Origin of the sequence: Streptomyces sp. NPDC005774, from assembly GCF_042871645.1 — a bacterium.
Lineage (GTDB): Bacteria > Actinomycetota > Actinomycetes > Streptomycetales > Streptomycetaceae > Streptomyces > Streptomyces pratens.
Genome location: NZ_JBIAIV010000011.1, coordinates 1 through 18,148 on the forward strand (window position 1 = coordinate 1; position 18,148 = coordinate 18,148).

General features: G+C 70.4%; 15 protein-coding genes and 1 pseudogene. 2 read left to right on the top strand and 14 right to left on the bottom strand.

From position 1 onward, the window contains the following. Positions 1-10: 10 nt before the first annotated feature. Both ACFYQA_RS12855 and ACFYQA_RS12860 read right to left on the bottom strand, forming a co-directional pair. Positions 11-952, bottom strand: coding sequence for a hypothetical protein (locus tag ACFYQA_RS12855; protein ID WP_388915682.1), 942 nt, complete (start codon positions 950-952; stop codon positions 11-13). 314 nt (positions 953-1,266) lie between these two features. Next, on the bottom strand, positions 1,267-1,887 hold the full coding sequence (locus ACFYQA_RS12860) for a hypothetical protein (RefSeq protein WP_388916125.1): 621 nt from the start codon (positions 1,885-1,887) through the stop codon (positions 1,267-1,269). A 500-nt stretch (positions 1,888-2,387) separates the two neighbouring features. On the opposite strand from ACFYQA_RS12860, the gene ACFYQA_RS12865 reads away from it, so the two are divergent. Together ACFYQA_RS12865 and ACFYQA_RS12870 are read left to right on the top strand one after the other, a co-directional pair. Then, positions 2,388-3,254 (top strand): transposase, encoded by an 867-nt coding sequence (locus ACFYQA_RS12865; protein WP_388915685.1) that lies wholly within the window; start codon positions 2,388-2,390, stop codon positions 3,252-3,254. Between the two features lie 98 nt (positions 3,255-3,352). Next, positions 3,353-3,601 (top strand): annotated as a pseudogene (locus ACFYQA_RS12870) (ISL3 family transposase); the annotation flags it as partial. A gap of 23 nt (positions 3,602-3,624) precedes the next feature. On the opposite strand, the gene ACFYQA_RS12875 reads toward ACFYQA_RS12870, so the two are convergent. From ACFYQA_RS12875 to ACFYQA_RS12930, 12 genes are all read right to left on the bottom strand, one after another. Beyond that, positions 3,625-5,556, bottom strand: coding sequence for a GAF domain-containing protein (locus ACFYQA_RS12875; protein WP_388915688.1), 1,932 nt, complete (start codon positions 5,554-5,556; stop codon positions 3,625-3,627). 141 nt (positions 5,557-5,697) lie between these two features. Next, on the bottom strand, positions 5,698-7,086 hold the full coding sequence (locus ACFYQA_RS12880; RefSeq protein WP_388915691.1) for an MFS transporter: 1,389 nt from the start codon (positions 7,084-7,086) through the stop codon (positions 5,698-5,700). Between the two features lie 137 nt (positions 7,087-7,223). Next, entirely contained in the window at positions 7,224-8,021 is a 798-nt protein-coding gene (locus ACFYQA_RS12885) for a 3-hydroxybutyrate dehydrogenase (protein ID WP_388915694.1), read from the bottom strand. Positions 8,022-8,173: 152 nt separating this feature from the next. Next, positions 8,174-9,601: a tannase/feruloyl esterase family alpha/beta hydrolase gene (locus tag ACFYQA_RS12890; RefSeq protein ID WP_388915697.1), complete on the bottom strand. Its 1,428-nt coding sequence runs from the start codon at positions 9,599-9,601 to the stop codon at positions 8,174-8,176. Between the two features lie 177 nt (positions 9,602-9,778). Beyond that, on the bottom strand, positions 9,779-11,311 hold the full coding sequence (locus ACFYQA_RS12895) for a PHB depolymerase family esterase (protein ID WP_388915700.1): 1,533 nt from the start codon (positions 11,309-11,311) through the stop codon (positions 9,779-9,781). 181 nt (positions 11,312-11,492) lie between these two features. After that, positions 11,493-12,152, bottom strand: a complete 660-nt coding sequence (locus ACFYQA_RS12900) for a CoA transferase subunit B (protein WP_388915703.1) — start codon at positions 12,150-12,152, stop codon at positions 11,493-11,495. A 1-nt stretch (position 12,153) separates the two neighbouring features. Continuing rightward, positions 12,154-12,936: a CoA transferase subunit A gene (locus ACFYQA_RS12905; protein ID WP_388915706.1), complete on the bottom strand. Its 783-nt coding sequence runs from the start codon at positions 12,934-12,936 to the stop codon at positions 12,154-12,156. A gap of 726 nt (positions 12,937-13,662) precedes the next feature. Continuing rightward, positions 13,663-14,508 carry an endo alpha-1,4 polygalactosaminidase gene (locus ACFYQA_RS12910; protein ID WP_388916128.1) on the bottom strand — a complete coding sequence of 282 codons (846 nt, stop codon included), beginning with the start codon at positions 14,506-14,508 and terminating at the stop codon, positions 13,663-13,665. A gap of 50 nt (positions 14,509-14,558) precedes the next feature. Beyond that, the gene (locus tag ACFYQA_RS12915) at positions 14,559-15,233 is read right to left on the bottom strand and encodes a spherulation-specific family 4 protein (protein WP_388915709.1); all 675 of its coding nucleotides are present in this window, start codon (positions 15,231-15,233) and stop codon (positions 14,559-14,561) included. Beyond that, a complete protein-coding gene (locus ACFYQA_RS12920) occupies positions 15,230-16,195 on the bottom strand; it encodes an NAD-dependent epimerase/dehydratase family protein (RefSeq protein ID WP_388915712.1) in 966 nt (321 codons plus the stop codon). Before ACFYQA_RS12920 ends, ACFYQA_RS12915 begins: the two co-directional genes overlap by 4 nt. Before the next feature lie 6 nt (positions 16,196-16,201). After that, complete coding sequence (locus tag ACFYQA_RS12925; RefSeq protein WP_388915715.1) at positions 16,202-16,915, bottom strand: sugar phosphate nucleotidyltransferase; 714 nt, start codon at positions 16,913-16,915, stop codon at positions 16,202-16,204. A gap of 90 nt (positions 16,916-17,005) precedes the next feature. Then, positions 17,006-18,007, bottom strand: a complete 1,002-nt coding sequence (locus ACFYQA_RS12930; protein ID WP_386397133.1) for a GDP-mannose 4,6-dehydratase — start codon at positions 18,005-18,007, stop codon at positions 17,006-17,008. Positions 18,008-18,148 lie beyond the last annotated feature (141 nt).

Consider the following 18,148-nt stretch of genomic DNA (forward strand, 5'->3'; position numbering starts at 1 on the left):
GACCCGCAGCTCAACCGACCCCGGCACCCGCCGAGTCACCCGCACCATCGTGCTCCACCAGCTCACACCCCACACGGCTTAACTCATGGCCATTGACGCTGGGGTAGTCGAGGTGCCCTTGGACCTTCCACCAGCGGCGCAGGGACTCCACCGCGAAGGCGGCGGTGTTTCGGTCGGTGCCCACGTTCACCCAGCCGCTGTCGCGCCCCAGGTCGTAGATGCCGTACGGAATGGCGACCGGGGTGTCGGGGCCGACGAAGTCGTGGTCCGGGGCGGTGATCGGCTGGCCTTTGGGGCGGTAGGTGCGGCCGGGCCGGGCGAAGTCGCCGATCGGTTCCTTCTGTTTCGTGTCCACGCTCACCACCGGCAGACCCCCCGCCAGGAAGCGTTCGGCGGCGGTGTTGATGTGACGGAACTGGGCGTCTCGGTCGGGCACCTGACTGCCGGCCCGAGTCTTGGCCATGCCCTGCAGGCTGAAGCCCATCGCAGCAGCCATTCGGGGGGGACGAGCCGGCCGGCCCGGCATCCCGGACAGGACACCGCGACGCGACCGGCCCACATCAAAGGCGACCGGGTTCATCTGCCGCGCTGGGTGACATACGCGTGCCAGGACGGTGCGAGGCTGCGTGCTGGGAACCATGGCGACTGGCGTAGCCGGTGGTAGCGGCACTGACATCAGTCGCTTGCTGCTTCGCCGTCGCGGTGCGGGCGCCGAGTCGGGCCAGGACGTCCTCGGGGCCTTTGTCGCCCATCCACCGATCGCCGTGAACGTCTTCGCTCCGGTGACGACAGCGGAGCACGCGATCGGCAGGACTGCCACGAACGGGTGACGCTTCCCGCGTCGGCGCCGCGGACCGGCCGGCGTCAGCGGCCGCTCGGCCAGCGGACCGGTCGCGTGGTGCTGATGAGTGGGCGACTTGACCAGGCAGACGGTGGAAGACTGACGGCACATCGAAGCTCCTTTGCGCGAAGAGGACTGGGGAAGGTCACCTCCACAACGGAGCTTCGTTGCGTACGGTCGCGTACACACCCGACATCGTCACACCGCCGCGACCTGCACACCTACATGATCGCTCCGGCTTTGAAATCGCCCTGAGTGCGCCGGCGTGGTGGGCTGGGCTGGCAGGGCTTCGCTGTCCGGATTTATGATGGGATGCCCGGGCGGGTATGTGAAAGCGGGGTGTTCGGGGTGGGGTGTCACAGGGGGGACCCCGGCCCGATTCCAGCGGGCCGGGGTCTTTATGTTGTGCTGGGGTGGCGGTTTGGTCAGCGTCCGCCGTGTCCGCCGAACTCGCCGAATTCGCCGAATTCGCCGAAGTGGTGGTTGATGACTCGGAAGCTGCCCACCACTCCGTCCTTGACGAAGACGCCGCCCTCGACGGGGCAGGGGAACACGCCGTCGCTGGAGCTGTGTGGTCCGACGGTGGCGATGGGGGCGCCGTTGTCGCAGGTGGCCCCGCGGAAGACCTCGACACTCCTCCGGCTGTCGTTGCGGATGTTCAGGCTTCGGGAGCCCAGGCCGCTCACGACGGTGATGCAGTCGCCCGGGGCGTCCGAGTAGGAACGCTCGTTGATGTGGATCCGGCCTTCGAAGCCTCGGTCTTCGAAGCCTCGGCCTTCGTTACCTCGGTCTTCGTTGCCCCGGTCTTCGTTGCCCCGGCCTTCGTTGCCCCGACCTTCGTTGCCCTTGCCCTCGTTGCCCTTGCCTTCGTCGCCCTTGCCGGAGTCGCCGCCCATGGGGGCCGAGGCGGGGGCGGCTGCCTGCTGGACTGCGGGGGCGACCTGGGCCGGCCCGTAGGCGGACGCCGAAGCGTAGGTGATACCGGTGGCGGCCAGGGCCGCGGCGGCCGCGACGGCCGCGGTAACGACGGTGGAACGGGCAATCATCACGCGCTTCTCCTGTCTCGGAAGGTCGGCTGGCCAGCCGACTCGTGATGAACGTACTGACCGATTCCCATATCTGTCATATCGGGACATGAGGGGAAGTCGGAAGATTGCCTCCAATCGGGTTGCAGGGGGCGCTCGCACGCCGTGTCATGGCGTGCTGATGGCCAATCAGGTAACCCTTCCTGTAATGGACTTGATTCTCCGATACGCCGTCCGGGGGACTTGCCGGCGCCTGCTCACCCGCAGCCGCGGCGTGTCGTTCGTTGACATATCGAGTGAAACCGGCATTCCCGTTGTGCTGCTGGGTGGCGGGCGGGGTGTTCGAGCGGGCGGGCCGGTGACGTGACGTGTCGCCGTCCGCAGGGTGAAGTTCCGCCAAGGCCGGTTAGTTAGCGTTTCCGCAGGTCACGCGAGGGGCGTTGACGGGTCCTTGACGTGGAGCAACGGAGCTCGTTGGTACAGGCAGTCGTCCAAGACAGCTTGTCCCGCAAGGAGCTCCGTTGCCTGTTCATTGTGTCTCGCCGTCGGCGCTGACGGCCATCACCCGTACGGTGACTGTGGCCGCGGGCCGGTTCGCTCCCGGGCATCTGGGAGAACTGACGCCCATCATGCCGTTCGAGCTGGTCGAGACCGGCGCCCGGGCCGTGATCGGAGCGGTCTTCGGCCCCACCCGGGAGGGCGAGACCTCCTACTCCACCAGGCTGTTGCACCATCCGGACCCGAAAATGCTGGTGTTGTGGGACCGGGGCTTCGACGGCAACGACTTCCTCGCCGCCGTGCACGCCACCGGCGCACAGGTCCTGGGCCGGATCAGCCGACGCCGCCGCCCACCGGTCCTCCAACAACTCGCGGACTCCTCCTACCTGTCGGTCATCGGCGGCGTCCCGGTGCGGATCATCGAAGCCCGGGTGAACGTCACCTGCGCGGACGGCAGCACCTTCGAGGACTCCTGCCGCCTGGTGACCACACTCCTGGACGCCCGCCGCTACCCCGCCGACCACCTCGTGCGCCTCTACCACGAGCGCTGGGAGCATGAGAGCGCCTATTACGCTCTGCGCCGCACAATCCTGCATGGACGTGTTCTGCGCTCACACGACCCGGTCGGCATCGAGCAGGAGATGTGGGCCCTGCTCACCCTTTACCAGCTCCTGCGCCGCACCATGGTCGAGGCAGCGGAGTCCCAGCCGGGCACCGATCCCGACCGCTGCGGCTTCACCACCGCCCTCCAAACCACCCGCAACCTGCTGGTATCTGCGGGTCATATTCTGCGGGCCCCGGCGCGTCCTGTCCGTGAGTCCCGTGGACCGGCCCAATTTTCGGCCACGAACGTCACGCGGGCGCGGGGCGTCACAGGGCGTCCGGAGTGACCGGAATGTCCAGGCCGGTGAGGGCGCCGGCGGGGTCGGCGCTGCTCGTGGCCGTCCGGTGACCCCGGGCAGCGGCCGGCCGCTGCCCGGGTGACGCCACTCCCTCCGTCGGCAACGACACCAAGTTCACCGAGTGGATCACAGCCGTCCGCGCTTCCGACCCTCCCCACCTGCACGCCTTCGCCAACGGCCTCGAACTCGGCCGCACCGCCATCGCCGTCGGCCTCGCCCTCTCCCACCACAACGGCCCCGCCGAGGGCGTCAGCACGCGAACCGGGAGAACCACGAGGCAGATGCACGGCCGGGCCGGGTTCCCCCTGCTCCGCCACCGCGTCCCCCTCCAGTGATCACCACACGGCGCTACCACCGATTACGGGACGGAGCCCCCCCTGCCTTGTTGGGCGAGGCGGTACAGCCGTAGGGCGACTTGGATTTCGAGGGCTTTGCCGGGGGTGTTCCAGTCGGGGCCGAGGAGTTGTGCGACGCGGTCGAGACGCTGGACCACGGTGTTGACGTGGACGTGGAGGGCGTCCTTGGCCCGGGCGAGGCTGGCACCGTGGTTGAAGTAGGCGGTGAGGGTGCGGGCGAGTTCCGTGCCGCGCTGGGTGTCGTAGGTGAGAACGGGGCCGAGGACGCGGTCCACGTACCCGGTGATGTCCGTCTGGTCGCCGAGGAGGACCCCGAGGAAGCCGAGGTCGGTCAGGGCAGCGCCGTCGCCGGTGCGGCCGAGTGCTTCGAGTGCCTGGAGGCAGCGGTGTGCCTCGTCGTGGGTGTGGGGAAGGTGTTCTGGGCCCGTGGCGGGGCCTGCGGCTCCGATCGTGATGGGGGTGCCGAGGCCGCGGGTCAGTTCGTGGGCGAGTTCCTGGGCGAGTGCGCCCGGATGCGAGGTGGGTGCGAGCAGGATGGTGTGCCCGCTGCGGGTGCCGGCCAGGCCGCCGAGCGCGCGTGCACGGCGCGCGGCCTCGGTCAGCAGGCGTGAGCGCAGGGCCGGGTCACAGGTGAGGACGAGGACCGCGTGGGGCCGGGCGAGATGGATGTCCAGCTTTCTGGCCCGCAGCGTCAGGCTGCCCGTGTTGCGATGGCCGCCCGGTGGTTGGGCGGTGAGCAGGTCGTCGAGGAGTTCGCCACGGACACGGTCCTCCGCTTCGGCCACCGACCGGCGCAGGAGGAGCAGCAGGGCGGTGACCAGACCGGCTCGTTCGAACAGGTGCCGGTCGGCGTCCGTGAGATCGGCCCGGCCGGTGAGGACGAGACTGCCGAGGAGTTCCGGGCCCGCCAGGACGGCGCACACCCAGCTGCCGTCGACGGGGACGGCCCGCCCGCCTCTGCGGGAAGCTTCGATTCCCTGCTCGGACAGGATGACGGGACCGGTCTTCAGGCGGGCGAGTTCGGTGCCGTCCGCGTCGTGGACGGCCAGGCCTCCGCCGAGGAGGGCCGCGATCTCGCGGGCCACGTCGTCGACGGCGCCGCCTCTGAGGACCAGGTCGGTGAGCCGGTCGTGGGCGTCGGCCGCGCGGTGCAGGGCGTCGCTGTGGGCGCGAGCCGTTCCGTTGGCGGCGTTCAGTTCGACAAGAGCGGAGCGGGTCTCTTCCAGCAGACGTGCGCTGTCGATGGCCACGGCGGCGTGGTCGGCCAGGGAGGAGAGCAGGGCGATGGCCTCGGGGGCGAAGTCGCGCGGAGTGCGGTCCGCGGCGAACAGGACGCCGATCACACGTCGGCCGACGCGCAGTGGCACGCCGAGGATGCCGCGCAGGCCCTCCTCGTCGACTCCTTCGTCAATGGCTCCGGTGTGCTTGAAGCGGTGGTCGGTGCGGTAGTCGGGGCTCGCGTAGGGGCGGGCGGTCTGCGCGACCAGACCGCCGAGCCCTTCTCCCATGCCGAGGCGCAGTTGCTGGAACTTGGCGGAGACCGAGCCGGCGGTCACCCGCATGAACGTGTCGCCCGCGGCGGGGTCGTTCAGGGTGAGGTAGGCGATGTCGGTGCCCAGCAGGGTGCGCGCCCGGTGCACGATGGCGCGCAGTACGGAGTCCAGGTCGCGCAGCGCCGCCAAGTCGCCCGCGGTGTCGAACAGGGCGGCGAGCTCGGCCTCCCGTCGCCGACGCTGGGCCAGGGTCCGGTGGATGTCCAGCGCGGTCCGGGTGGCCTCGTCGACGACGTCCTGGTCGTGCGGGTCGGCACCGGCGGCGCGTGCCTGTGCCGCGGGCTGGGCCAGTTGCTCGGCCGGAGCGTCCGCGGCGAGCAGGGCGAGCAGCTGCCGGAGTGCTGCCGTCGCCGCGGTGGAGGCGTCGTTCTTGGTGGTCATGACGGCAGTCTTCCCTCCAGCGCCGCGGCTGGTGCGTGGATGGGCTGTGGTGGCTGGTCCGAAGGACGCTGCGTCCGAAGTGGACGTGCCGCGGTCCGCCCGTGCCCTCCTTGAGCGAGCGGACCGCGGCACAGTGGCTTCTCAGACCCGGTTGGTACTGGCGACCGGTGCCTTCTGCTGCTGCGGCGGCGCATCCGTGGTCGAGACGGTCAGGTCACGGCCACGGGTCTCCTTGATGACCACGACGGTGATGGCGGTGATCACCGCGGCTGCACTGAGGTACACGGCGATGGGAGTCGACGATCCGTAACGCCTGAGCAGCTCGACGGCGATGAGGGGGGCGAGGGCGCCGGCGACGATGGACGCGAGCTGTGAGCCCACGGAGGCCCCGGAGTAGCGGACCTTGGTGTCGAACATCTCGGAGATGAAGGCGGCCTGGGGACCGTACATCGCTCCGTGGAGCAGCAGGCCCGCGGTGACCGACAGGGTGATCACGGTGAAGGACTCCGTGTCGACCAGGGAGAAGAAGAAGAACGCCCAGACTGCCATGCCGATGGCGCCGATCAGCGTCACGGGTCTGCGGCCGATGCGGTCGGAGAGTGCTCCCCACAGCGGGATGGTGACGAAGTGGACGGCGGAGGCGATCAGGACGGCGTTCAGCGCGGTGCTCTTCGGCAGTTCCAGGTGGGTGGTGACATAGACCAGCAGGAAGGAGGTCACGATGTAGTAGGAGATGTTCTCGCCGAACCGGACGCCGATGGCCCCGAGCACCTCACGCCAGCTGCGGCGGAAGACCTCGATGACGGGCGCCTCGTCCTTGGCCCCCTTGGCGGCGTCCGCTTCGGCCTTGGCCTGGGCGGCGAGGAAGACCGGCGATTCGGTCACCGAGATGCGGATCCACAGTCCGACCACGACCAGGACGCCGGAGAGCAGGAAGGGGATGCGCCAGCCCCAGGACAGGAATGCCGCTTCGGACTGGACGGAGGCCAGCAGCGCGAGAACAGCGGTGGCCAGCAGGTTGCCGGCGGGGACGCCGCACTGCGGCCAGGAGGCCCAGAAGCCGCGGTGCTTGTCGCCCCCGTGCTCGGAGACGATCAGCACGGCGCCGCCCCATTCGCCGCCCAGGGCGAAGCCCTGGATCAGGCGCAGGACGGTGAGCAGGATCGGGGCGCCGACGCCGATGGTGCCGTAGGTGGGCAGCAGGCCCATGGCGAAGGTGGCGCCGCCCATCAGCAGCAGGCTGAGCACGAGCAGCTTCTTACGGCCGATCTTGTCGCCGTAGTGTCCGAAGACCATGCCGCCGATCGGCCGGGCCAGGAACCCGATCGCGTAGGTCATGAAGGCGAGCAGCGTGCCCACCAGCGGATCGCTGCTGGGGAAGAAGAGGGTGTTGAACACCAGCGCGGCGGCGGAGCCGTAGAGGAAGAAGTCGTACCACTCGACGGTGGTGCCGATCAGGCTCGCACCGACGATACGGGCGATGCCGCTGGAGCGGGGCTCGCCCGGCTTGGCGGTTGTGGTCTCGGTCATGGGTTCACCGATTCTCGGGTGAGGGTGCGGGTGCGGGGACAGGCGTGGGGGGCAGTCGTGGGGGGCAGTCGTGGGGACAGGCGTGGGGGGCAGTCGTGGGGACAGGGCGGCGCATGGGCGGCGCCCGAGGCGGCGGGTCAGCCGGCTCCCCAGCCGCCGTCGAGGGGCAGTGAGGTGCCGGTGATGTAGCTGCTGTGGCCGGCGCACAGCCACAGCGCGGCCGCGGCGACCTCCTCCGCCTCCAACAGGCGCTTGATGGGTGAGCGGGTGAGTAGCACATCGGTCAGGACGTCGGCGGGGCTGATCCCGTGCGCGACGGCCTGGTCGCGGATCTGGTTCTCGACCAGGGGGGTGCGGACGTAGCCGGGGTTGACGCAGTTACTGGTCACGCCGTGGGGGGCGCCCTCGATCGCGACCACCTTGCTCAGGCCCTCCAGCGCGTGTTTGGCGGCGACGTAGGCCGATTTGTAGGCGCTGGCCCGCAGTCCGTGGACGCTGGAGATGTTGATCACCCGTCCCCAGCCCTGCGCGTACATGTGGGGCAGGCTGCGGCGCATCAGCAGGAACGGGGCGGTCACCATGACCTGCTGGATGAGGGCGAACCGCTCCGGCGGGAACTCCGTCACAGGCGCCACGTGCTGCAGGCCGGCGTTGTTGATCAGGATGTCGACCTCGGCCGGCAGCGCGTCGATCGCGGCCGGGTCGGCCAGGTCGGTGATGTGTGCCTCGCCGCCGATCTCGGCGGCGACCGCCTTGGCTGCCTCGGCGTCCCGGTCGACCACGTGCACCATGGCGCCCGCTGCTGCCAGCGCCGCGGCGCACGCCTTGCCGATACCGCTGCCGCCGCCGGTGACCAGGGCGGCCCGGGACGTCAGGTCCACGCCGGAACCCGTGGACGCCGAGCGGACGGTGGGTGGACGGAATTCGCTTGTCATGGCCGGAAACAGTAGGGACACCGTCACGTCACACCTATGTATTCGACAGACACAATGAGACCTCGATCTGTAGCGGGTGCCACCACAGACCGAGGCGTTCGGTCGGGCAGGGCATGCGGCGGCCGTGGCGCAGGGCCGCGGCCGCCGGGTGGTCACCCGTCGAGACGGCAGCTGGTGAGCAGGCTCGCCGGGGTGGCGCCTTCGGGCCGGCCGACGGTGTGGCTCGCGGGCGGACGATGCCCGGTGGCGAGCCAGCTCTCCAGGGCGGTGAAGGCCGAACGGTGGCAGGGCAGCAGGGGCCGGAGCCGGTCGGGGAAGCTGTCGACGAGGGAATCGGTGTGCGTGCCGTCCTCGATGCGGTAGTAGCGGTGCAGGTGGCCGCGGCCCGATTCACGGATCATGCGGGAGTAGACGTCGGAGTTCTCACTGCTGGGCAGCAGGACGTCCAGCGTGCCGTGGACGGTGATCAGCGGCTTGCCGATGCGGCCGGTCAGCGCGACGCGTTGCACGGCCTTGTGGACCTCGGCCGGACGGGTGGCGTAGTCGTAGTCGGCGTCGCAGCCGGGGGTCTTGGAGGCGCAGTACGGTGTGCCGGCTTCCGTCGCACCGTCGAAGGAGGGGTCGAACTCCTCGCGGTAGATGCGCTGGGTCAGGTCCCAGTAGACCTGGTGGTGGAAGGGCCACAGGAACTCCGAGCCGGCCGGGAAGCCCGCGCGGTGCAGTTCCTTGCGTGCCGGTTCGGCGCCGGGGCCGCCCGCCGCGTAGGCGGGGTAGTGACGCAGGGCGGGCGGCAGGAAGGTGAACAGGTTGGGGCCCTTCGCGTGCCAGAGGGCGCCTTCCCAGTCGACGCCGCCGTCGTAGAGCTCGGGGTGGTTCTCCAACTGCCACCGCACGAGGTAGCCTCCGTTGGACATTCCCGTGGCCAGAGTGCGCACGGGCGGCCGGTGGTACCGCTGGGCGACCACCGCACGGGCGGCGCGGGTCAGCTGGGTGAGCCGGGTGTTCCATTCGGCGACGGCGTCACCGGGCCGGGAGCCGTCGCGGTAGAAGTTGATACCGGTGTTGCCCTTGTCGATGGCCGCGTAGGCGTAGCCGCGGGCGAGCACCCAGTCGGCGATGGCCCGGTCGTTGGCGTACTGCTCACGGTTGCCGGGGGTGCCGGCCACGATCAGCCCGCCGTTCCAGCGGTCGGGCAGCCGGATGACGAACTGCGAGTCGTGGTTCCAACCGTGGTTGGTGTTGGTGGTCGAGGAGTCGGGGAAGTAGCCGTCGATCTGAATACCCGGCACCCCCTCGGGAACAGTGAGGTCATTCGGGGTAAGGCCGGCCCAGTCGGCCGGGTCGGTGTGGCCGGATGCCACGGTTCCCGCCGTGGTCAGCTCGTTCAGACAGTCGGCCTGCTGATGAGCGGCACCCGGGACGCGGAGGTGGGACTGGTTGGCGCAGTGGCCGGCGGCGCGGTCGGGGGCCGGCCGGGCCGAGGCCGATGAGGGAAGCAGGGCTACGGCAGTGGCCAGGGCGAGAGCACCGAGTGCGGTGCGCCCTCTCCAGCTCGAACTGACGCCGATGGACAAAGCCATGGAGAGCCTCCAGGGGACGGCGGTGGATGGACGGGCTGGAGGCTAGGCGGCGCATCCGGCACGGGAACATGTGTGTGCCCGCCACGACGGCGGCTTCTCTCAGGTGGGCCGCCACCATGACGGGCACGGGACCCTGGATGCTGTGGGGAGGCGTCCACGGTCATGACCGGCCTCGCGTCAGTCGCAGGTTCCGTCCGCGACGGTGAAGTGGCCGGCGGGTGACTCCTTCAGGGTGTGGGTGACGAATATGTTGTACAGACCCATGTTCTGTTCCGAGCCCTTGGCGTAGGTGTAGCCGCCGCTGGTTGTGGCGCGTCCTGCCTGAACGTGGGCGTAGTTGGTGGCGGTCCAGCAGGCGGTCACGCCGCCGGTGGTCCGCGCGGTGATCGCGCCGGAGAGCCGTCCCGGCTCGCCGTCGGCGTCACGGGCGGCGACCGCGTAGGTGTGGGAGGAGCCCGCGGTCAGGCCGGTGTCGGCGTGGAACGTGGTGTCTGCCGTGGCGAGCAGGGCACCGTCGCGGTGGACGAGGTAGCCGTCGGCGCCGTCGACGGGGTCCCAGCTCAGGCGAATGGTGGTGTCGGTGGCATCGCTCACGGTCAGACCGGTCGGGGCGGGCAGCTTATTGTCCTCGAAGGGTTCCGACAGGCCGAAGAACCGGGTGATCCAGTGGCTGGAGCAGATGGAGTCCTGGAAGTTGGCGGTGCCGGTGCTGCCGCACTGCTGAGCCCCACTGCCGGGATCGACCGGCGTGGCGTGCCCGATGTCCGGTACGCGGTTCACCTCGACGGCCACCGAGCCGTCCGCGGCGGCGTACTCCTCGTGCCGGGTGGAGTTCGGGCCGATCACGGACGTGCGGGTCGGCTTCTGGGACAGGCCGTGCAGTGCGGTCCACTGGTCGCGCAGTTCGTCGGCGTTGCGGGGAACGACCTTGGTGTCCTTGTCACCGTGCCAGACGGCCACGCGGGGCCAGGGGCCGGACCACGAGGGATGGGCGTCGCGAACCCGCTGCGCCCATTGGGCCGGGGTCAGATCGGTTCCGGGGCTCATGCAAGTGCCGGCGGCTATGAGGTCGTTGGCACAGCCATAGGGCAGACCCGCGACGACCGCGCCGGCCTGGAAGACGTCCGGGTACGCGGCGAGCATCACCGACGTCATGGCGCCGCCGGCGGACAGGCCGGTGACGTAGGTCCGCCGGGCGTCCGCGCCGTAGGCGGAGACCGTGTGCGCGGCCATCTGCCGGATCGACGCGGCTTCGCCCTGGCCTCTGCGGTTGTCGGCGGGCTGGAACCAGTTGAAGCACTTGCCCATGTTGTTCGCGAAAGTGGTCTCGGCGAACACCACCAGGAACTTGTGCCGGTCGGCGAGTTCGGGCAGGCCGGAGTTGTCGGCGTACGTCTGGGCGTCCTGGCTGCAGCCGTGCAGCGCGAACACCACCGCCGACTGGGCGGGCAGGGACGCGGGCCGGTAGACGTGCATGTTCAACTGGCCCGGGTTGGCGCCGAAGTCGGTGACCTTGGTCAGGCCGACCGCGGCGTGGGCCGTAGGCGCCGGACCGACCAGGACAGCGGCGAGGACGAAGACCACGACTGCCACGAGGCGGGACAGCAATCCGCGCCACCCACGCCCCGAGGGGCGCAGCGACGCAACCGGGGGCGGTGCGGACGGGATACGGGACAGCGGGGCGGTGGTTCCCCGAAACGGCGACTGCATGGCGGCTCCCTCGGTGTCATGGGGGGACACCGGGCGCTCTCCTGGCCTGATTCAGCCGAAGTGGCCCGGTGTCCGGCACCGTAGGGCGTGGCTGACGAGCCACGGTATGGCAGGGATCCCCACAGCCCGCTTGCCACGACAGGAACGCGCAGGGATTGTGCCGCCGGCATGTATCTGTTAGTCAGACACCGGCAGGCGCTACCAGATGTGCGGGCACGAGCAGGTCGGCGCCTGTCGCGGTGCGCACGTCGTCGACGCTGACTCCGGGGGCGAGTTCGGCCAGCGAGAACCCGTCGGGGGTGATGTCGATGACGGCGAGATCAGTGATGACGCGCTGCACGACACCCGTGCCGGTCAGTGGCAGATCGCACTTCGCGACGAGCTTGGGGCTGCCGTCCTTGGCGGTGTGCTCCATCAGCACGATGACCCGGCGGGCCCCGTGGACCAGGTCCATGGCACCGCCCATGCCCTTGACCATCTTTCCCGGGATCATCCAGTTCGCCAGATCCCCGGAGGCCGCCACCTGCATGGCCCCCAGCACGGCGGTGTCGATGTGGCCGCCGCGGATCATGCCGAAGGACAGCGCGGAGTCGAAGAAGGACGCCCCGGGCAGCACCGTCACCGTCTCCTTGCCCGCGTTGATCAGGTCCGAATCGATCTCTTCCTCGAGCGGGTACGGGCCGACGCCGAGGATGCCGTTCTCGGACTGCAGCACCACCTCGACGCCCGGCGGCAGGTGATTCGGGATGAGCGTGGGCAGGCCGATGCCGAGGTTGACGTACGTGCCGTCCACCAGTTCGCGGGCGGCCCGGGCCGCCATCTGCTCGCGAGTGAGCGCCATGTCAGGCACCGCCTTCCTGCTCGGTACGCACACACCGTCGTTCGATCCGCCGCTCGGCGGCCGGATCGTCGGGAAAGACCCGAACCACCCGTTGCACGAACACCCCCGGCAAGTGCACCTCGTCCGGATCCAGTTCACCCGGCTCCACCAGGTGCTCGACCTCGGCGACGGTGACGCGACCGGCCATCGCGGCCAGCGGGTTGAAGTTGCGGGCCGAGGAGCGGAACACCAGGTTGCCGTGACGGTCCCCGATGGTGGCCCGCACCAGGGCGTAATCGGTCCTGATGCTCTCCTCCAGCAGGTACTCACGGCCGTCGAACGTCCGCGTCTCCTTCGGCGGCGACGCCACCGCGACCTGCCCGTCCGGGGCGTACCGCCAGGGCAGCCCGCCGTCTCCGATCTGCGTCCCGGCCCCGGCCGGCGTGTAGAACGCCGGGATGCCCGCCCCGCCGGCGCGCAGCCGTTCCGCCAGCGTCCCCTGCGGCACCAGCTCCACCTCCAGCTCGCCGCTCAGGTACTGGCGGGCGAACTCCTTGTTCTCACCCACGTACGAACTGGTCATGCGCGCGATCCGGCCGGCCCGCAGCAGGAGCCCCAGCCCCCAGTCGTCCACTCCGCAGTTGTTGGAGACGACCTTGAAACCACCCGCACCCTGCTCCAGCAGCGCGGCGATCAACGCACTCGGTATGCCGCACAACCCGAACCCGCCGACGGCCAGTGACGCCCCCTTGGGGATGTCCGCCACCGCCTCGTCCATACTGTCGACCGTCTTGTCCAGCCCCATACTGCCCCTTTACGCCAAGGGGCGCGTACGCCCCGAACGGCCCCAGGCGCGCACATCGTCCGACCTGTGCGCCATGGCCTTTCCAACGACGCAACGACCCTAAGGACGCACGACAGCCGACCGGTATAGGTGCTTCCGACACCTTCCGGCCGGGCAGAGTGTGGCTCTCGACCAGGTCCATCGGAAAGGCACACGCCCGGGCTCACCGGCCTCGCGACCGGCCGCCATAGCGCCTGCGACCACACCTGCGGCTTTCAGCTGTGCGATCCAGCCATAGCAGCAACGACCCGACCGTTTCGCCACTCTGGCCGGTCGGTCCCGTCCGCACGAGCCGGAAGCATTCCTGCCGCTCGGCCCGGAGCTTCCTGGCCTCTGCGACTTCCGCTCCTTGCGGATCTCGAAGTCCGTCCCGCCCCTTGAGCCGGGGAGTTGCAACGACCGCCGGATCCGAAGTGCTCCGGCGGGACTTCGTCGTCCCACACGCTCTCGCGCAGGTCTCCCCGACTGTACGGACACCTCCGCGCCTTGAGGCTCTGACCTGGCATTATGCACCTACCGTGGATCGACTGGACGCCCCTGGACGGCCGTTGCCACCTGTGCCACGTCATGTCGAGCGAGGGGCCCGGAATCAGGGCCGGGGCCTCTTTGGGCCCGTCTCAGCGGTATTGCGGGGTGTTCGGTGGTGTCTCACTCACGCTCTGCACGTTCTCCCCTCTCACGCTCGGGTCAGCACGGGTCCCGCCACACCCCCAGTTCCGGCTTCTTGCGCATGGACGACAGTCCCAGCTCGCGGGACTCGGCGCAGAACCCTCCGGTCGGCTCCGCGTACTCCACGTGGAAGACCGCCTTGCCCGCCTCGATGAACGGAGTGAGCTCGGCGCACTCGCCGTACTGCGCGCACTCCTCGTTGACGGCGAAGTCGAAGTCGTCCACGAGGCGCGGGATCTGCGGCAGGTCGTTCTTGAGGCCCACCGACAGGCCGCGTTCGTGTGCGATGTCCGCGATCATGCGGTTGTAGCGGATCTGGTCGGCGGCGGTGAGCGGGAACCCGGTGTCGTGGTCGTAGCCCTCCACCAGGTCCGGCTCCACCGCGTCGAAGCCCTTGTCCCGGCACATGTCGAACCGCCGCTCCATGATCGGCTTCAGCACGGCGATCCGGCGGATGTCCAGCCAGCGCTCGCCCTGCCAGCCGTTGGTTCTGCCGAGAACGGAGCGCGGGAACGCGTCCCGGTCGGGCCGGAAGTCCTCCCAGGCTCCGACGTTGACATAGCAGATCACCTTGCGGCCGTCGCGGTGGAGGCGAGCCACGTCCGCGGCGGTGTTCTCGAAGCCGTCGATGTCGTAGACGGGCACCTCGGCCGACGGGTCCGCCCTGCCGTCGAGCTGCCACTGCCAGGCGAGCCCGGGGCGCGGGCGCCAGGGTGTCCCGCCGGGGGTGTGGGAGGTCCCGGGCGGGACCGGTGAGGTGCGGGACGGGGCGGACCGGTCGTCCGTGCTCCTGGCGCCGTCGGGGCCGGAGCACCCGGTCAGGACCGTGGTGGCCAGCACGGCCAGCGCGGCCAGCACCGTCATCACGGGCGATGCGGGCCGTGCGGGCTCGTACGGCAAAGGATTATTCCCGCTCATGTCCGTCCCTCGTCCTCTGTCACGGCCAGGGCAGGGGTCAGCTCTGCCCAGGGATTGGGCAGTTCACCCGTCACGGGGCCGCAGATCCCCGCGCCCCGGTCCTGCGCGGTGCGTACGGCCAGGGGCACGAGCGCTTCGGGCACACCGTAGACGAGGTGGCAGAGCCGTTCCGGTGGGGGCGGCTTCGCCCGGGCGGAGCGGCTGAACGCGGCGACGTAGGTGGACCAGTGACCCTCGAAGGTGACGGTCAGGTCGGCGAGGCGGACGTAGCCGGGCGCCGGGTCCACGCCGGGGTTGAGCACGACGGTCCGCGCGCCGGTCCGGCGCAGGGACCGGACCAGCCTGCGGCAGCCCGGCAGGCCGTCCGGTCCCGCGGTCACCCGGTCCAGGAAGCAGCCGTCGACCGCGTACCACTCCCGGTGCCGGCGCGCGTCGGCGGTGACCGCGGACGGGTCCCGCGCGCCGTAGTCGGTGTCGACGTAGCCGAGCAGCCGGGCGCCCGCCGCCCGCAGCGCGTCCGCGACCGCCGCGAAGGCCTGGTCCGGGCCGGTCCCGGGACCGTTCGCGGGGTTGAGCACGACGGCGTAGGTACGGTCGGCGGCCATGATGAGCCGGTGCCAGGCGCCCGGGTCCTCGGCCGGATGGACGTACAGGGGGATCAGCAGACTCACGGCGAGCGGTCGCCTTCCGTGCCGGTGGTGTCCGTGCCGCCGTCCGCCCACAGCGCGGCCAGTGACTCCTCGAGGGTGTACGAGGGACGCCAGCCGAGTGCCTTGTCCGCCGCCGTGCTGTCGGAGCACTGCCACGACACCGCCGCCGAGCGGCCCGAACCTCCCGTGGTCCCCGCGCACTCCTCGATTCGTCCCCCGAAACCGGCCCGACGGGCCAGCATGTGCACCAGGTCGCGCACACGGACCGCCTCGCCGCCGCCGATGTTGAGGACGGGCGGGAGCGGCCCGGCCGCCGTGACGGCGAGTACCGCCGCGCGCGCGACATCGCGTACGTCGACGAAGTCGCGGTACGCGGACAGGTCACCGAGCCGCAGCGTCGTCGCTGCTCCGGTCCCCGCCCCTGCCCCTGTCGCCGCGCCGGCCTCGCGCAGCAGGGCGGCGACCCGGCCGGGCAGGCCGGTGGGCGGCGCACCCGGTCCCACCGGATTGCCCACGCGCAGCACCACCGCGTCCAGGCCGGAGGCCGTCACCGCCGCCGTGCCCGCGAGTTTGGTCGCGCCGTACGCTCCGAGCGGGCGGGTCGCCGCCGTCTCCGTCACCTTGGCGCCGGGTTCCCCCGGGCCGTACTCGGCGGCCGACCCCAGATGCACCAGCCGTGCCCGGGGTGCGGCCTGCCGCAGTGCGGCGCACAGGGCGGCGGGGCCACGGGCGTTGACCTCGGCCAGGGTGACCGCGTCCCCGCCGGTCGCGCCCGCGCAGTTGATCACGGCGTCCGGCGCCGCCTCCGCCAGGGTCTTGGCCAGCCGGTCCGGGGAGTCGGCGGCCAGGTCGATGCGCAGACCCGCGCCGGCCCCCGTGGGCGAGCGGCCGGCCTCGGGCAGGTGTGTGTCCGGCAGACCGCGCAGGTGTGCGACGACATGACGGCCCAGGTAACCGGTGCGGCCCAGGACGAGAATGCGCATGGGTACTCAGGCTCCCTTGAGCAGCATGGCCTTGCGGGTGGTGAACTCCGCGTTGGCCCGGTCGTAGTCGTCCGGACGTCCGATGTCCAGCCAGTATCCGTCGAACTCGTAGGCATGCGGCGGGCGCTGGGCGGCGAGGAGGTCCAGGACGAGTTCGTCGAAGCCCAGCGGGAGGCCGGGCGTGTATCCCTCGAGCGTCGAGCGGGACAGCCCGTAGACACCCATGGAGACGAGGTAGTCCATGCTGGGTTTCTCGGTGAAGGCGATGACCCTGCTCGCCCGGGTGGTCAGCACGCCGAAGTCGATGTGGACCTTGCGGGCGTAGGTCGCGATGGTCAGCGGGGCACCGGACTCCCGGTGCCGGTTCAGGACGTCGGCGTAGTCGAGGTCGGTCAGGACGTCGCCGTTCATCACCAGGAAGGTCTCGGGCAGCCGTTCACGCAGCGTGAGCAGGGGGCCCATGGTGCCCAGGGGGTTCTCCTCGGTGGCGTAGTCGATGTCCATGCCCCACTGGGAGCCGTCGCCGACGTAGGCGCGGATGATCTCGCCGAGATGGCCGATGGCGATGGTGCAGTGGGTGAAGCCGGACGTGGCGAGCTGGCGCAGCACGATCTCCAGGATGGCGTGCTGGTCGCCGATGGGGACGAGCGGCTTGGGAAGGGCTGTGGTGTAGGGCCGCAGCCGGACGCCCTTGCCTCCTGCCAGTATCACTGCGTGCATGGGCCTTCTCCTTCGGATCCTTCGTGTTTCCCGGGGACGTGCCGGACGCGGATCGGGTGGTACGGGTCGGACCGGGGCGGACGGGGCGGGTCAGATGTTGTAGATGCCGGCCTTGTAGCGGGCCAGGTTGGCCGGGGCGCGGAAGAACTCCACGGTCCGGGCGAGTCCTTGCTCCAGCGTGTGGGCGGGTTTCCAGCCGGTGGCGTCGGCGAGCCGGGTGGCGTCGGCGACCAGCCGCATCACTTCGGAGTTGGCGGGCCGCAGCCGGGCCGGGTCCTCCCGCACGTCGAGGGCGCTGTCCATGACCTCGCCGATCAACGCGACGAGGTCGCCGACCGAGATCTCCCCGCCGGTACCGGCGTTGAAGGTGCGGCCCACGACCTGCTCGGCGGGGGCGGTGCCGACGGCGAGGAATGCCTGCGCCGTGTCCTCGACGTAGGTGAAGTCCCGCGTGGGCCGCAGGTCGCCGAGGGTGATGGTCCGCTCCCCCGCCGCGACCTGGCCGATGACGGTGGGGATCACCGCGCGCATCGACTGGCGCGGCCCGAAGGTGTTGAACGGCCGCAGCGTCACCACCGGAGTGTCGAAGCTCGCGTGGTAGCTGTCGGCCAGCCGGTCCCCGCCTGCCTTCGAAGCGGCGTACGGAGACTGGGTGTTGATGGGGTGGTCCTCGGTGATCGGCACGGTCCGCGCGGTGCCGTAGGTCTCGCTCGTGGAGGTGTGCACCAGTCTCGGCGTACTCAACTGGCGTACTGCTTCGAGCACGTTGAGGGTGCCGGTGACGTTGGTGTCCACGTAACTGTGCGGCGCCCGGTAGGAGTACGGGATCGCGATGAGCGCGGCCAGGTGGTAGGCGCAGTCGGCCCCTGTGAGCAGGTCGCGTACCGATCCGGGGTCCCGGACGTCGCCGAGGACGATGTCCACCTGGTCCAGGACGTCCGGGGAGAGGGTCTCCAGCCATCCGTAGGAGGAGAAGGAGTTGTACTGGGCCATGGCCCGGACGCGGTACCCGGCAGCGACGAGCGCTTCGGTGAGGTGTGAGCCGATGAAGCCTTCGGCCCCGGTGACGGCGGCGAGCGGTGCGGAGGTCAACTCGGTTTCCTTCCGGTTACTTGAACGGGTGAGGTGCGGCGGTACCGAGTGGTGCGCGGTACCGGGTCGTGGTGCGCGGTGCCCAGGGGCGGTGCGCGGTGTCGGGTCGTGGTGCGGGATGGTGCCCGTCTGCCCGGCTGC

What these genes read in the sequence shown, in the direction of transcription:
- ACFYQA_RS12860 (WP_388916125.1), bottom strand. Translation starts at nt 1,887, where the DNA reads ATGATTGCCCGTTCCACCGTCGTTACCGCGGCCGTCGCGGCCGCCGCG.
- ACFYQA_RS12900 (WP_388915703.1), bottom strand. Translation starts at nt 12,152, where the DNA reads ATGGCGCTCACTCGCGAGCAGATGGCGGCCCGGGCCGCCCGCGAACTG.
- ACFYQA_RS12880 (WP_388915691.1), bottom strand. Translation starts at nt 7,086, where the DNA reads ATGACCGAGACCACAACCGCCAAGCCGGGCGAGCCCCGCTCCAGCGGC.
- ACFYQA_RS12905 (WP_388915706.1), bottom strand. Translation starts at nt 12,936, where the DNA reads ATGGGGCTGGACAAGACGGTCGACAGTATGGACGAGGCGGTGGCGGAC.
- ACFYQA_RS12925 (WP_388915715.1), bottom strand. Translation starts at nt 16,915, where the DNA reads ATGCACGCAGTGATACTGGCAGGAGGCAAGGGCGTCCGGCTGCGGCCC.
- ACFYQA_RS12910 (WP_388916128.1), bottom strand. Translation starts at nt 14,508, where the DNA reads ATGACGGTGCTGGCCGCGCTGGCCGTGCTGGCCACCACGGTCCTGACC.
- ACFYQA_RS12920 (WP_388915712.1), bottom strand. Translation starts at nt 16,195, where the DNA reads ATGCGCATTCTCGTCCTGGGCCGCACCGGTTACCTGGGCCGTCATGTC.
- ACFYQA_RS12885 (WP_388915694.1), bottom strand. Translation starts at nt 8,021, where the DNA reads ATGACAAGCGAATTCCGTCCACCCACCGTCCGCTCGGCGTCCACGGGT.
- ACFYQA_RS12890 (WP_388915697.1), bottom strand. Translation starts at nt 9,601, where the DNA reads ATGGCTTTGTCCATCGGCGTCAGTTCGAGCTGGAGAGGGCGCACCGCA.
- ACFYQA_RS12895 (WP_388915700.1), bottom strand. Translation starts at nt 11,311, where the DNA reads ATGCAGTCGCCGTTTCGGGGAACCACCGCCCCGCTGTCCCGTATCCCG.
- ACFYQA_RS12855 (WP_388915682.1), bottom strand. Translation starts at nt 952, where the DNA reads ATGTGCCGTCAGTCTTCCACCGTCTGCCTGGTCAAGTCGCCCACTCAT.
- ACFYQA_RS12875 (WP_388915688.1), bottom strand. Translation starts at nt 5,556, where the DNA reads ATGACCACCAAGAACGACGCCTCCACCGCGGCGACGGCAGCACTCCGG.